Raw genomic sequence first — 12,849 nt, forward strand, 5'->3', positions numbered from 1 at the left:
AGCGAGCTCCTCGCGCAGGGATCGTAGTGTCCCCAGGTCGGTCCCCGAAGCCTCCCGGGAGCGAGGCGCAACCCTCGCCCGCAGGCGCCGCACCCACCCCGCCAAACGACATGCCTCCGGTCGGCCGCCCCTCGGGGATGGGATGCGGCGGAGTATACGGGAGGTTCGGAGGGCGGGGATAAGGTCGCGGTTTATCCCCGTTTGCTGGGGGCGCCTGACTACTGCAGCAACAGCATTCCGCTGGGGCACCGAGCACTATTATGGCAGTGGATTACTAAGCCGCGAGCAGTTCGCCGAGCTCAGCGCCGCTTTACAGCAGGTTGAAGGCCGCTTCATCCTCTCGCTCAACGACGTGCCCGAAGTGCGCGAGCTCTTCGCCTGGGCCTCGATCGAGACGGTCGAACTCAACTACCAGGCGGGCGGAACGGACAACGCCAGGCAGGTAAGAGAGCTCATAATTGGAGGGTGCCGTGATCAAGAACGTTGCCTGGGCAATCGGAGGCCTAACGATTGGGATCGTCGCTTGCCTGGCGCTTGCGGTTTCAATGGCAAGCTTCGGCGGATGCGGCGGTAAGGAGAAAGAGTTCCTTGAGCTGCCGCTCGGCAGGTGCACGGAATTTTGGCTAAACCGATATCAGCAGTTGCTCGCAGGATGGTTGGCGCTGGTGCTGGCCGCAGTTGGCACCCGGGTCCTGATGCTGCAGACGCAGATTTTGAAGCGTCAGGCCAATGTGGCTGAGGCCGCTCAGCACCAGGAGGCCTACGCTCACCTGGAGAAGTATAGCAACGCTGGCCAAGATCTCGCTTTTTTTCAGCAGCTGCCGCCCAATGCGCTATCGCGATTGCCGACGATCGATCCTGATGCTGCTGCCGCCCTTGACCTGGACGGGCCTGGGGGGTGGTCGGCACGTGTCGGTATGTGTCTAAGTCAGATGGCAGAGCTTCGCAGGTTTCAACCCGTAGGCGCTGCAATCGCACAGGAATGGAGCGACACCGCAGAACTTCTCCGGGCCGCCCAGAACACGCTGCACGACATCTCGGTGGCTTGGGACGCGTTCAGCCGTCGCCCGATAGGGGGACCGCCTCGCCGTCGCCCGGGATTGGACGGCGACGTTGACCCGGCAGAAGAGCTGCGACAGATCGAGGCAGAAAGACAACGAGAACGGCAGGCCGCTCGCCAAACCCTGGAGATCGAGATCAATAAGGTCCCGGCCAACTTCTTTGACGATCTGTACAAAACCGGCGTGGCACTCGACAGTTCGGTGCGAGAGCAGATGAAGCTCCGCAGTTCCATCGCGGCGGAGCTGCTGGCCGAGGTGCTTCCGCCCAAGTCTCGAAGCATTCTGCGAAGGTAGGTAGAATGTGCGGCCGCTTCAGCCAAGCCTACACTTGGGGCGAGATCTACGCCTTCAGCCAGCCGCTCACCGTTCCGGCCGAGCCAGCTCGGAACCAGCAGGCGCGCTACAATATCGGCCCGACGACGCTGATCGACGTCATCGTCAAGACGCCGGCTGGCCGCGAGATCTGGAAGGTGCGCTGGGGGTTGATCCCGCCCTGGCACAAGGGCACGGCGAAGCAGATCAAGCCGCACATCAATTCGCGCATAGAGGGCGTCGATACTAACGGCCTGTTCAAGCGCGCCTACGTCAAGAACCGCTGTATCATCCCGGCAAGCGGTTCTATGAATGGACAGGGCCGGACGGCGATAAAACACCCCACTATATCAGCGCCAAGGACGGCACGATCCTCGCCTTCGCCGGCATCTGGGAGCGTTGGCGCGACGACAGTGGGGAGGAAGTGATCAGCGCCAGCATCATCACCCGCGAGGCCGACCGCTTCATGTCGAAGATTCATGACCGCATGCCGGCGATGCTTCACCCCGACGACTTCGATGCCTGGCTCGACGGCTCGGCTGGCAAGGAGATCCTGATGAGGGCGCCGCCGGAGCTACAGGAGTGGATCGTCAACAAGCGGATGAACAAGACCGGCGTCGGCGACGACGATCCCGCTACAGCCGAGCCGGTTGAACCGGCGGAGTCACCGCCGCGGCCGAACCCGCCGGCGCAGGGATCGCTATTTTAGTCGAACGCACGCCGGCGATCACGCCTTCTCTCCTGCAGCGAACCGGGGCTTCTATGACTCTTGTGGTGATTTGGAAAACGAACAAGGGGATCGGCGTCATCGCAGATAGCCGATTTGGTAGCGAGGCCGAGACCGTATCGACCGCTGGACCCAAGATTTTTGCCACGGCGATTGTGCTGAACCGATCGAGGGACGGCAGCAAGCGTCGTCTTCCTAGCATGGGCTTTGCCTTCGCGGGGCATACACCCAGCGGCCAGATTACAAACGCATTGGCTTCAACCTGCCTTCAGAATTTGGCGGTGTATGAATTCGATGACGGGCCTACTGTTGAGGATGTCGCCAATCTTTACGCGCGCTGCGGGGTACTCGCCATAAACAACTTTCGCAAATGGCAGGCACGCGACAGCTGGTGTTTTGAAGCCGTCGTTTTCGGGCGCGATACTCCAAGCTCCGCCTCGAGAGCCTACGTCCTAGATTTTAAGATCGGGGGCGATGGCAACGCAAAATGTGTTCCAGAGGAGATTGATTTCTCAGTCCACGGCCTCATGCTTCTCGGAGACGGTACGGACCAGGTTCGCGACATCGTTGCTCGCGCGAAACCCAACGAGGTAGTGGTCCCTTCGAAGATTCTGCAGGCTGTGATTGACGATCCGTCCGTGCCAAGCGTCGGAGGCTTTCAGCAGGCCGCGCTCGCGGCGGTCGACGGAGTTGAGCTGCACCCCAGCTGGTCGTCATTCTGGCGCCAAACGCCCGACGAACTGAAGTCTTTCTTGGGCTCCACAGAGCGGGTTGTCGAATTTCGTCTGATGGGATTTGACCTGAGCGATATCGGTAGCGTCGGCGGATACTCCCCTACCGCGAACCACTTTGCACCGTAGACCAGCCGCTTCCTCGAGCGTTCCGAGAAAACGATCTGTTGCCATTTGATCGTTCGCTCGATGCCATTTGATCGTTCGCGTGACATATCCCCTCCCGCTTGACTCCCCTCCCCCTCCCATCCTACGCCCATCGACGGGACACGCCGCCCCAACGCGGCGCGCCCATCTGTAAGGATGGAGACATCGATGGCGAATACGATTCCGGCAGCGCGCCCGCGCGTGCCGCATTTCTCGTCCGGCCCCTGCGCCAAGCGCCCCGGCTGGACCCTCAAGGCCCTTGGTGACGCAGCGCTCGGCCGCTCGCACCGCGCCAAGATCGGCAAGGACAAGCTCAAGCTCGCGATCGACCTGACGCGCGAGGTGCTTGATATCCCGGCCGATTACCGCATCGGCATCGTGCCGGCCTCCGACACCGGCGCCGTCGAGATGGCGATGTGGTCGATGCTTGGCGCCCGCGGCGTCGACATGGTCGCCTGGGAAAGCTTTGGCGAGGGCTGGGTCACCGATGTCGCCAAGCAGCTCAAGCTGGCGGATGTGCGCACCTTCACCGCCCCCTATGGCGAACTGCCGAACCTGAAGAAGGTCGACACGAAAAACCGCGACGTCGTCTTCACCTGGAACGGCACGACCTCGGGCGTGCGCGTCGTCGACGCCAGCTGGATCGCCGATGACCGCGAGGGGCTGACGATCTGCGACGCGACCTCGGCCGCCTTCGCCCAACGCCTCGACTGGCCGAAGCTCGATGTCGTCACCTTCTCCTGGCAGAAGGTGCTCGGCGGCGAGGCCGCGCATGGCATGATCGTGCTCTCGCCCCGCGCGGTCGAGCGGCTCACGACCTACAAGCCGGCCTGGCCGCTGCCAAAAATCTTCCGCATGACCTCGGGCGGCAAGCTCTCCGAGGGCATCTTCGCCGGCGAGACGATCAACACGCCGTCCATGCTCGCGGTCGAGGATTATCTCGATGCGCTGGCCTGGGCCAAGAAGGTCGGCGGGCTCGACGGCCTGGTGAAGCGCGCCGACGGCAATGCCCGCGTCATCGCCAAGTTCGTGCGCGAGAACGACTGGATCGACTTCCTCGCGGTCAAGCCGAAGACGCGCTCGAACACCTCGGTCTGCCTGAAGTTCACCGACCCGGCGGTGACGGCGCTGCCGGCCGAGGCGCAGGCGGCCTTCGCCAAGCAGGTCGTCTCGATCATCGAGAAGGCCGGCGCCGGCTACGATCTCGGCCATTACCGCGACGCCCCTCCCGGCCTGCGCATCTGGTGCGGCGCGACCGTGCAGTCGCGCGACCTCAAGGCGCTGCTGCCGTGGATCGCGTACGCCTTCGCGGAAGCGAAGGCGGGGCTGAAGAAGGCGGCGTAACCGCGACGCGCCCCCTCTCCCCTCGGGGGAGAGGGTTGGGGTGAGGGCAGCGCGACATCTGTCGTTAGCTCTCCCTCACACGCCAGCGCCCTCGCCTACCGGCCCTCATCCGTCTCGGCTTCGCCGAGCCACCTTCTCCCCCGAGGGGAGAAGGATCGCGCCTTTCCTCATTCACGCGCCGAAACGCTCCTCGTGCAGCGCGGCGCAGCCGGAGCCATCCCCATGCCCGCACCCAAAGTCCTGATTTCCGACGCCCTCTCTCCCGCCGCCGTCCAGATCTTCAAGGATCGCGGCATCGACGTGACCTTCGATCCGAACCTCGGCAAGGACAAGGACAAGCTCGCCGCTGTGATCGGCGACTATGACGGCCTCGCCATCCGCTCGGCGACCAAGGCCACCGCCAAGCTGCTGGAGGCCGCGACCAAGCTGAAGGTGATCGGCCGCGCCGGCATCGGCGTCGACAATGTCGAGATCCCGGCCGCGACCAGCCGCGGCGTCATCGTGATGAACACGCCCTTCGGCAACTCGATCACCACCGCCGAGCACGCCATCGCGATGATGTTCGCGCTCGCCCGGCAGATCCCCTCGGCCGACGCCTCGACCCAGGCCGGGAAGTGGGAGAAGAACCGCTTCATGGGCGTCGAGATCACCGCCAAGACGCTCGGCCTGATCGGCTGCGGCAATATCGGCTCGATCGTCGCCGAGCGCGCCATCGGCCTCAGGATGCGCGTCATCGCCTTCGACCCGTATCTCTCGCCGGAGCGGGCGGTGCAGCTGGGTGTCGAGAAGGTCGAGCTCGACGAGCTGCTGAAGCGCGCCGACTTCATCACCTTGCACGTGCCGATGACGGCGATGACCAAGAACATCCTCTCGGCCGAGAACCTCGCCAAGACCAAGAAGGGCGTGCGGATCGTCAACTGCGCCCGCGGCGGGCTGGTCGACGAAGCCGCGCTGGCCGAACTGATCAAGTCCGGCCATGTCGCCGGCGCCGCCTTCGACGTGTTCTCGGTCGAGCCCGCTGAGCAGAACCCGCTGTTCGGCCTCGACAACGTCGTCTGCACGCCGCATCTCGGCGCCTCGACCAATGAGGCACAGGAGAACGTCGCACTGCAGGTCGCCGAGCAGATGAGCGACTACCTGCTCAAGGGCGCGATCACCAATGCGGTGAACTTCCCGTCGATCTCGGCGGAAGAGGCCCCCCGGATCAAGCCCTTCGTCGACCTCGCCGAAAAGCTCGGCTCCTTCCTCGGCCAGCTCACCGAAGCGCCGGTCAAGGGCATCCGCATCGAGTACGAGGGCGCGGTCGCGGGCCTGAACCTCAAGGCGATCTCGGCGGCGGCGATCACCGGCGTGCTCCGCCCCTTCCTGCCCGAGATCAACATGGTCAACTCGGCCATGGTGGCGAAGGAAAAGGGTATCGTCGTCGAGGAGCTGACCCGCGAGGTCGCCGGCAATCTCGAGAGCGTCATCCGCATCGTCGTCGAGGCCGAGGACATGCCGCGCCATGCCTCGGGCACGGTCTTCCATGACGGCAAGCCGCGCATCATCGAGATCCGCGACATCCAGGTCGACGCCGAATTCGCGCCGCACATGCTCTATGTCCGCAATGCCGACAAGCCGGGTTTCATCGGCGCCTTCGGCTCGCTGCTCGGCGGGGCCGGCGTCAATGTCGCGACCTTCAATCTCGGCCGCGACAAGCCGGGCGGCGACGCGATCTGCTATGTCGCCGTCGACGAGCCGGTCTCGGATGAACTGCTGGCCAAGATCCACGAGATCCCGATGGTGAAGCGGGCGCGGCGGCTGAGGTTCTGACGGTCGCTTCTTGGAAGCTGACGAACATTCGAAGAAGGGCGCCATCCAGGCTAAGCGTGGACTGGCGCTCTTCGGTTACGCGGTGCTGGCGCTCGGCCTGCCCCTGGCATTGATTGCCGCATCGCTTCCGGCCAACGAATACCGGGATGCGCTCGGCATCGGCGCGCTGGACTGCGATGGTCCCGCCACCATCTACATGTTTGCCGTCCCGGCCCTGCTGATCTTCGGGAGCGGCCTCGTCATCAACAGCATGGCCTGGCGCAAGCGGTGGCGCCTTGCGCTGGCGCTGGCCTGCGCCCTCATCTGCGCCGCGCTGATCGCGAATCTGACCCGCGCCATCATCCAGGACCGCGAGCAAGCGATGGCTTGCGGGTCCAGATAGCGAGACCGCCTTCGTTCGGCAGTCCAAGCGTCAAACACCCGCCGCAATCTCCCTCCCCTGTGGCGCCACCACAGGGGATTGTCCATGCCGACCCGCCGCGCCTTCGCCTATGCCTGCACCACTGCCCTCGCCTTCCTTGCTGCCTCCCCCGCCTTCGCCGACTGGGACAAGGCCAGGCTCGATGCCGGCATCAAGACGATCGAGCAGAGCACGAAAGGCCGTATCGGCGTCGGCCTGATCGACCTCAAGGACCGCAAGAGCTGGTCCTATCGCGGGGCCGAGCCGTTCCCACTGCAGAGCGTGTTCAAGCTGCCGCTCGCGATCGGCGTGCTGCAGGCGGTCGAGGCCGGCAAGTTCAAGCTCGACCAGAAGATCACCGTCACCCGCAACGATCTCTCGCTCTATCACAGCCCGCTCGCCAAGGCGTTCAAGGGCGAGCGCAACGAGTATCCGCTGCGCGAGCTCCTGACCCGTTCGACCGCCGAGAGCGACAACACCGCCGCCGACCTGCTGCTGCGCCTGATCGGCGGACCGCAGGCACTGACCGCCGTGCTCAAGGATGGCGGCGTCACCGGCATCTCGGTCGACCGCTATGAGCGCGTCTTCCAGCCGGAGATCCTCGGCCTGCCCGGCTATGGCTGGGACCAGCAGATCGACACCGCCAAATTCTACGCCGCGATCAGCTCGATCCCGGCCGCCGAGCGCAAGAAACGCCTGCAGGCAACGCTGACCGACAAGCGCGACGCCGCCTCCCCCGACGCCTCGATCGCCTTCCTCGAAGGCCTCGCCAAGGGCACCTGGCTGCGCGATCCCGCGAACGCCGCGCTGCTCGACAAGATCATGCTCGAGGCCAGGACCGGCCCGAACCGGATCAAGGCCGGCCTGCCGGCCGGCGCCCGCTTCGCCCACAAGACCGGCCTCGGACCGAGCGCCGACGGGCTCAACCATGCCACCAACGATATCGGCATCGTCACCCTGCCGGACGGGCGCCGCTTCGCCATCGCGGTCTATCTCGCCGGCGCGCAGGCCGGCGAAAAGGAGCGCGAGGCGGCTCACCGAGCGGTGGCAAAACTGGCGGTCGAAAGCCTGCGCTAGACCTCCGGCGGCGGTAGCTCACAACGAAGCTGCGACCACCGCACGGTAAAGTTGCGTTGACAAATCGGGGACAAGCCCCCATTTGTAGCACTCGATCTAGGCCGAACGAATTGGCCTGCGCCTTTGTGCGCTTTGCTGACGACATTCTCCTCATCGAAACACGCATGTGCGGTCGCCATGCGTGAACGATCACTTGCGACAAGGGAGCATGGCCATGGCCAACGGCACCGTGAAATGGTTCAACGGCACCAAGGGTTTCGGCTTCATCCAGCCGGATGATGGCGGCCAGGACGTTTTCGTCCACATCAGCGCCGTCGAGCGCGCCGGCCTGCGCGATCTGCGCGACGGCCAGAAGATCTCGTACGAGCTCGTCCAGGACAAGCGTTCTGGCAAGATGTCGGCCGATAATCTGCGCGCCGAGTGAGCTGAGACGCTGTCCAGCGTGAGAGATCAGGGATGGGCGACCGCGGATGTACCGGCGCCAGACCCACTCCAGGCAGGATAGCTGAGGAAGGGTCGGGATCAGCCCGGCCCTTTTTTGTTTCCAGAGGAAGGAAGTCCGAATGCAGGTTCTCGTCCGCGATAACAATGTCGAGCAGGCGTTGCGCGTCCTGAAAAAGAAGATGCAGCGCGAAGGCGTGTTTCGCGAGATGAAGCGGCGTTCGGCGTATGAGAAGCCGTCCGAGAGGCGCGTGCGCGAGAAGGCCGATGCCATCCGCCGGGCCCGCAAGCTTGCCCGCAAGCAGGCGCAGCGCGAAGGCCTGCTCCCGGCGCCCAAGCCGAAGCCGCGTCCGGTTCGGCCGCCGCGTCCGGCAGCAGTCGCTTCCTGATCCCAACTGGAGGAGCCGCAGCCATGGCAACCAAGGGACTCTCCGCCGAGGACGCCAAGCTTCGGGCGGAACGGAACTTCGCCAAGCTCGAGCAGCGGCGCCATGAAGCCGAGAGCGCCATGGAGGCTGTTCGTGCGGAACAGCAGGCCGTCGCCGAAAAGACGGTCAGGCTGCGCGCGCTGCGGCTCGCCAAGGAGGCTGCCGATGCACAGGCGGCGGCCGTGCAATCTGCGACGAAACAGACGGCTGCGAAGAAGCCTGCCGCCGCTCGACGCACGGTCAGGAAGGTCAGCCCCGCGCGCTGATCCAGCGGCGGCGCAACGGCAGCGCCGCCCTACCCGCTACCGCCGATATCCCAGGGCTATTTCGGCTGGCTTTCGAGCCCGGCGAGATAGGCGCTCAAGGCCCGCTCCGGCCCATGCCAGGACGCGCCCTTGCCCTGCAGCTCCGGCGCTTCCTTCCAGCCGGGCTCGATGCCGGTCATGTTCGGCAGCAGATGGGCGATGCCCTTGTGGCAGTCGATGCAGGTCTTCTCCTTCGTGACCAGATAGCGGCTATGGATATCCGCGGCGCGGCGCGTCTGCTTGGTGAAGTCCATCGCCACGGATGAATGGCAGTTGCGGCATTCCAGCGAGTCGTTCGCTTTCAGCCGGGACCATTCGTGCTTGGCGAGCTCGAGCCGCATGTCGAGGAACTTCTCGCGCGTCGAGATCGTGCCGAAAATCTTGCCCCAGACCTCCTTCGAGGCCTGCATCTTGCGGGCGATCTTGTCGGTCCAGTTGTGCGGCACATGGCAATCCGGGCAGGTCGCGCGCACGCCCGAGCGGTTGGAGAAGTGCACCGTCGACTGCAGCTCCTGATAGACGTTGTCGCGCATCTCGTGACAGGAGGTGCAGAACTTCTCGGTGTTGGTGATCTCCAGCGCCGTGTTGAAGCCGCCCCAGAAGATCACGCCGCAGACGAAGCCGCCCAGCGTCAGGAAGCCGAGCGGCAGATAGGCGCTCGGCCGGCTGATGATCCGCCAGAACACGACCACCAGGTCCCAGAGCCGCCAGAAGAGCGCCTTGAGCTTGCCCATCACCGCGCCCCGCTACGGTTTACGGCCGACATCTTGGGCGTCCTGAAAGAGATTGGGCACGAGCGGCGGCACATCGGTCTGCTGGACATGGCAGGCGGTGCAGAAATAGCGCCGCGGCGTCACGTCGGAGAGCACCTGCCCGTCGCGGTCCTGGAAATGGGTGACGCTGATCATCGGCGCGCCCGAGCCCTCGGTGAATTCGCGCTTGTGGCAGTCCATGCAGCGATTGGTGTTGAGGGTGAGCTGATAGCCGTCGATCGCGTGCGGGATCACCGGCGGCTGCTCCGGGTAGTTGCGCATGCGCCTGACGTCATCGACCACCGGCCGGCCGAGCGCCGGCACGCGTTCGAGCGCCATGGGCTGCGGCGTGCCGGTGAGCCGCGGCACGGTCTTCACCGGCGCGCCGTCCTGCGAGAGGGCCGCGCCGAAGGCGAGGACGAGGCAGGCCGCCAGCGCGGCCCCAAGGAGGGTCGGCGCGCGCATCAGGCGGTGACCGGCAGGATCTTGACCGCGCATTTCTTGAAATCCGTCTGTTTGGAGATCGGATCGGTCGCGTCCAGCGTCGTCTTGTTGATCAGCTGGCTCGCATCGAACCACGGGACGAAGACCACGCCCGGCGGCATGCGGTTGCGCCCGCGCGTCTCGACGCGGGTGCGCATCTCGCCGCGCCGGGAGATGATGCGGACTTCGGCGCCCTGGTTCAGCCCGCGGCTGCGGGCGTCCTCCGGATGCATGAAGCAGCGCGCGCCCGGAAAGGCCTTGTAGAGCTCCGGCACGCGCATCGTCATCGAGCCGGAATGCCAGTGCTCGAGCACGCGGCCGGTCACCAGCCAGACATCGTATTCGGCATCCGGCATCTCCGCCGGCGGCTCGTAGGGCACGGCGATGATCCGCGCCTTACCGTCCTTGTTGCCGTAAAACTCGACGCCCTTGCCGGGTTTCACATAGGGGTCGAGCCCCTCGCGATAGCGCCAGAGCGTCTCCTTGCCGTCGACCACCGGCCAGCGCAGCCCGCGGACCTGATGGTAGAGATCATAGGGCCCGAGATCGTGGCCATGGCCGCGGCCGAAGGCGGCATATTCCTCGAACAGCCCCTTCTGCACGTAGAAGCCGAAGGCCTTCGCCTCGCGGTTCTCATAGCCGGGATCGATCTCGGAGATGTCGAACTTGTCGACGTTGCCGTTGCGATAGAGCACGTCGAACAGGGTCTTGCCCTTGTAGTTCGGATTGGCGCTGAGGATCTCGGCCGGCCAGACCTCGTCGGTGGTGAAGCGCTTCGAGAACTCCATCAGCTGCCACAGATCGGAGCGCGCCTCCCCCGGCGCGTTGACGAGCTGGTGCCAGACATGGGTGCGCCGCTCGGCATTGCCGTAGGCGCCTTCCTTCTCGACCCACATCGCCGCCGGCAGGATCAGGTCGGCGGCCATCGCGGTCACCGTCGGATAGGCGTCGGAGACGACGATGAAGTTGTCGGGGTTGCGATAACCCGGATAGGCCTCGTTGCTGTTGTTCGGCGAGGCCTGCAGGTTGTTGTTGACCTGGATCCAGTAGAAATTGAGCTTGCCGTCCTTGAGCATCCGGTCCTGCTCGACGGCGTGGTAGCCCGGCTTCTCCGGGATGATGCCGTGCGGGACGCGCCAGATCTCCTCGGCATGCTTGCGGTGCTCGGGATTCACCACCGTCATGTCGGCCGGCAGGCGATGGGCGAAGGTGCCGACCTCGCGGGCCGTGCCGCAGGCCGAGGGCTGGCCGGTCAACGAGAACGGGCTGTTGCCGGGCTCCGAGATTTTTCCTGTCAGCAAATGCAGGTTGTAGACCATCTGGTTGGCCCAGACGCCGCGCACATGCTGGTTGAAGCCCATCGTCCAGAACGACGTGACCTTGCGCTTGGGATCGGCATAGAGCTCGGCGAGCTGCTGCAGGAAGCCGGGCTCGACACCGGTCAGGGCCGAGACCTTCTCCAGCGTGTAGTCCTTCACGAAGGCGGCGAAGGCCTCGAAATCGATCGGCGTCGTCGCGGCGGGATCGGCTGCCTTCTTCGCCTTGACCTCGCGCGGATCGTCGGGCCGCAGGCCGTAGCCGATCTCGGTCGCCCCCTTCACGAAGGTGGTGTGCTTGTCGACGAAGTCCTTGTTCACCCGCCCGGTCGAGATGATGTGGTTGGCGATGTAGTTGAGGATCGCCAGGTCCGTGCCCGGCTTGAACACGATCGGGATGTCGGCGAGGTCGGAACTGCGATGGGTGAAGGTCGAGAGCACCGCGACCTTGACATGCGGATGGCCGAGCCGGCGGTCGGTCACCCTGGTCCACAGGATCGGATGCATCTCCGCCATGTTCGAGCCCCAGAGCACGAAGGCATCGGCATGCTCGAAATCGTCATAGCAACCCATCGGCTCGTCCATGCCGAAGGTGCGCATGAAGGCATAGGCCGCCGAGGCCATGCAGTGGCGGGCGTTGGGGTCGAGATTGTTCGAGCGGAAGCCCGCCCGCATCAGCTTGGTCGCGGCATAGCCCTCGAAGATCGTCCACTGGCCCGAGCCGAACATGCCGAGCGCGGTCGGCCCCTTCTCTTTCAGCACGCGCTTGGCCTGCGCCGCCATGGTGTCGAAGGCCTCGGCCCATGACACCGGCGTGAACTCGCCGTCCTTGGCGTAGGCGCCGTTCTTCTTGCGCAGCAGCGGTTGGGTCAGCCGGTCGTTGCCGTACATGATCTTGGAGAGGAAGTAGCCCTTGACGCAGTTGAGGCCGCGATTGACCTCGGCCTTCATGTCGCCATGGGTGGCGATGACCCGGCCTTCCTTGACGCCGACCATGACGCCGCAGCCGGTGCCGCAGAAGCGGCAGGGCGCCTTCGACCAGGAGATCTTCAGCGCGTCGACGCCACCGGAGACGGGCTGTGCGGCAGCCTCCGTGCTGACATTGGCAGCCAGCGCGGCGATCCCCGCAGCCTGGGCCTTGAGCAACTCGCGACGGGACAGGCTCATCTGTCATCTCCTGTGTCGTCGAAGGGTTCGATCTGCTCGAACACCATGTTGGCCGAGAACACGCCGTCCATCAGCGCCATGGTGGTGAGGCGGCTGCCGATCTCGCCGCTGCTCTCGCCTTCCATCACCACCACGATCTTGCTGCCCTCGACCGCGCGCACCTCGGTGCCCGGCATGGCGGCGATCAGGCGCGCGATTTCGGCGCAGTGCTCGGGGCGGGCCGTGACGACGGCGCTGGAGATATGGAAGAAGCGTTGCGGACGAGCGGGCGCGGCGCCGCGCTCGGGCAGGATGTCACCGGTGAGGAATTTGCGGCGGTCGATCCCGCGCTTGCCTGTCAGCATGG

At 65.0% G+C, this 12,849-nt stretch carries 13 protein-coding genes and 1 pseudogene; 10 read left to right on the plus strand and 4 right to left on the minus strand.

The genetic code is table 11. The annotated features are described in order from the left end of the window. The first annotated feature begins 470 nt into the window (after positions 1-470). From ACWIGM_RS05565 to ACWIGM_RS05610, 10 genes and pseudogenes are all read left to right on the plus strand, one after another. On the plus strand, positions 471-1,355 hold the full coding sequence (locus ACWIGM_RS05565; protein WP_454024908.1) for a hypothetical protein: 885 nt from the start codon (positions 471-473) through the stop codon (positions 1,353-1,355). 5 nt (positions 1,356-1,360) lie between these two features. Continuing rightward, positions 1,361-2,082: pseudogene (locus ACWIGM_RS05570) on the plus strand (SOS response-associated peptidase). A gap of 53 nt (positions 2,083-2,135) precedes the next feature. Beyond that, positions 2,136-2,960, plus strand: coding sequence for a hypothetical protein (locus ACWIGM_RS05575; protein ID WP_454024909.1), 825 nt, complete (start codon positions 2,136-2,138; stop codon positions 2,958-2,960). Between the two features lie 186 nt (positions 2,961-3,146). Further along, on the plus strand, positions 3,147-4,322 hold the full coding sequence (locus ACWIGM_RS05580) for a phosphoserine transaminase (protein ID WP_454024910.1): 1,176 nt from the start codon (positions 3,147-3,149) through the stop codon (positions 4,320-4,322). Between the two features lie 222 nt (positions 4,323-4,544). Then, positions 4,545-6,134 (plus strand): phosphoglycerate dehydrogenase, encoded by a 1,590-nt coding sequence (gene serA, locus ACWIGM_RS05585; protein ID WP_454024911.1) that lies wholly within the window; start codon positions 4,545-4,547, stop codon positions 6,132-6,134. 10 nt (positions 6,135-6,144) lie between these two features. After that, positions 6,145-6,516: a hypothetical protein gene (locus ACWIGM_RS05590; protein ID WP_454024912.1), complete on the plus strand. Its 372-nt coding sequence runs from the start codon at positions 6,145-6,147 to the stop codon at positions 6,514-6,516. 84 nt (positions 6,517-6,600) lie between these two features. Next, a complete protein-coding gene (bla, locus tag ACWIGM_RS05595) occupies positions 6,601-7,611 on the plus strand; it encodes a class A beta-lactamase (protein ID WP_454024913.1) in 1,011 nt (336 codons plus the stop codon). A 214-nt stretch (positions 7,612-7,825) separates the two neighbouring features. Then, positions 7,826-8,035: a cold-shock protein gene (locus ACWIGM_RS05600; protein WP_091836184.1), complete on the plus strand. Its 210-nt coding sequence runs from the start codon at positions 7,826-7,828 to the stop codon at positions 8,033-8,035. Between the two features lie 139 nt (positions 8,036-8,174). Then, complete coding sequence (gene rpsU / locus ACWIGM_RS05605; protein ID WP_454024914.1) at positions 8,175-8,441, plus strand: 30S ribosomal protein S21; 267 nt, start codon at positions 8,175-8,177, stop codon at positions 8,439-8,441. A gap of 23 nt (positions 8,442-8,464) precedes the next feature. Then, the gene (locus ACWIGM_RS05610; protein ID WP_454024915.1) at positions 8,465-8,746 is read left to right on the plus strand and encodes a hypothetical protein; all 282 of its coding nucleotides are present in this window, start codon (positions 8,465-8,467) and stop codon (positions 8,744-8,746) included. 56 nt (positions 8,747-8,802) lie between these two features. On the opposite strand, the gene ACWIGM_RS05615 is transcribed toward ACWIGM_RS05610, so the two are convergent. From ACWIGM_RS05615 to ACWIGM_RS05630, 4 genes are read right to left on the minus strand one after another with little or no spacing between them, the layout of a single operon-like run. After that, the gene (locus ACWIGM_RS05615; protein WP_454024916.1) at positions 8,803-9,519 is read right to left on the minus strand and encodes a cytochrome c3 family protein; all 717 of its coding nucleotides are present in this window, start codon (positions 9,517-9,519) and stop codon (positions 8,803-8,805) included. Between the two features lie 12 nt (positions 9,520-9,531). Then, on the minus strand, positions 9,532-10,035 hold the full coding sequence (locus tag ACWIGM_RS05620) for a nitrate reductase cytochrome c-type subunit (RefSeq protein ID WP_454024917.1): 504 nt from the start codon (positions 10,033-10,035) through the stop codon (positions 9,532-9,534). Next, positions 10,002-12,503, minus strand: coding sequence for a periplasmic nitrate reductase subunit alpha (napA, locus tag ACWIGM_RS05625; protein WP_454024918.1), 2,502 nt, complete (start codon positions 12,501-12,503; stop codon positions 10,002-10,004). The genes ACWIGM_RS05620 and napA overlap by 34 nt, the downstream gene beginning before the upstream one ends. Next, entirely contained in the window at positions 12,500-12,847 is a 348-nt protein-coding gene (locus ACWIGM_RS05630) for a chaperone NapD (RefSeq protein WP_454024919.1), read from the minus strand. The genes napA and ACWIGM_RS05630 overlap by 4 nt, the downstream gene beginning before the upstream one ends. Between the last annotated feature and the right edge of the window lie 2 nt (positions 12,848-12,849).

Source organism: Allobosea sp. NPDC055332, from assembly GCF_053645455.1.

Bases quoted from the DNA above. Each gene is read 5' to 3' on its own strand.
- ACWIGM_RS05600 (WP_091836184.1), top strand. From the start codon at position 7,826: ATGGCCAACGGCACCGTGAAATGGTTCAACGGCACCAAGGGTTTCGGC.
- ACWIGM_RS05610 (WP_454024915.1), top strand. From the start codon at position 8,465: ATGGCAACCAAGGGACTCTCCGCCGAGGACGCCAAGCTTCGGGCGGAA.
- ACWIGM_RS05620 (WP_454024917.1), bottom strand. From the start codon at position 10,035: ATGCGCGGTCAAGATCCTGCCGGTCACCGCCTGATGCGCGCGCCGACC.
- serA (WP_454024911.1), top strand. From the start codon at position 4,545: ATGCCCGCACCCAAAGTCCTGATTTCCGACGCCCTCTCTCCCGCCGCC.
- ACWIGM_RS05575 (WP_454024909.1), top strand. From the start codon at position 2,136: ATGACTCTTGTGGTGATTTGGAAAACGAACAAGGGGATCGGCGTCATC.
- rpsU (WP_454024914.1), top strand. From the start codon at position 8,175: ATGCAGGTTCTCGTCCGCGATAACAATGTCGAGCAGGCGTTGCGCGTC.
- ACWIGM_RS05630 (WP_454024919.1), bottom strand. From the start codon at position 12,847: ATGCTGACAGGCAAGCGCGGGATCGACCGCCGCAAATTCCTCACCGGT.
- napA (WP_454024918.1), bottom strand. From the start codon at position 12,503: ATGAGCCTGTCCCGTCGCGAGTTGCTCAAGGCCCAGGCTGCGGGGATC.
- ACWIGM_RS05615 (WP_454024916.1), bottom strand. From the start codon at position 9,519: ATGGGCAAGCTCAAGGCGCTCTTCTGGCGGCTCTGGGACCTGGTGGTC.
- ACWIGM_RS05580 (WP_454024910.1), top strand. From the start codon at position 3,147: ATGGCGAATACGATTCCGGCAGCGCGCCCGCGCGTGCCGCATTTCTCG.
- bla (WP_454024913.1), top strand. From the start codon at position 6,601: ATGCCGACCCGCCGCGCCTTCGCCTATGCCTGCACCACTGCCCTCGCC.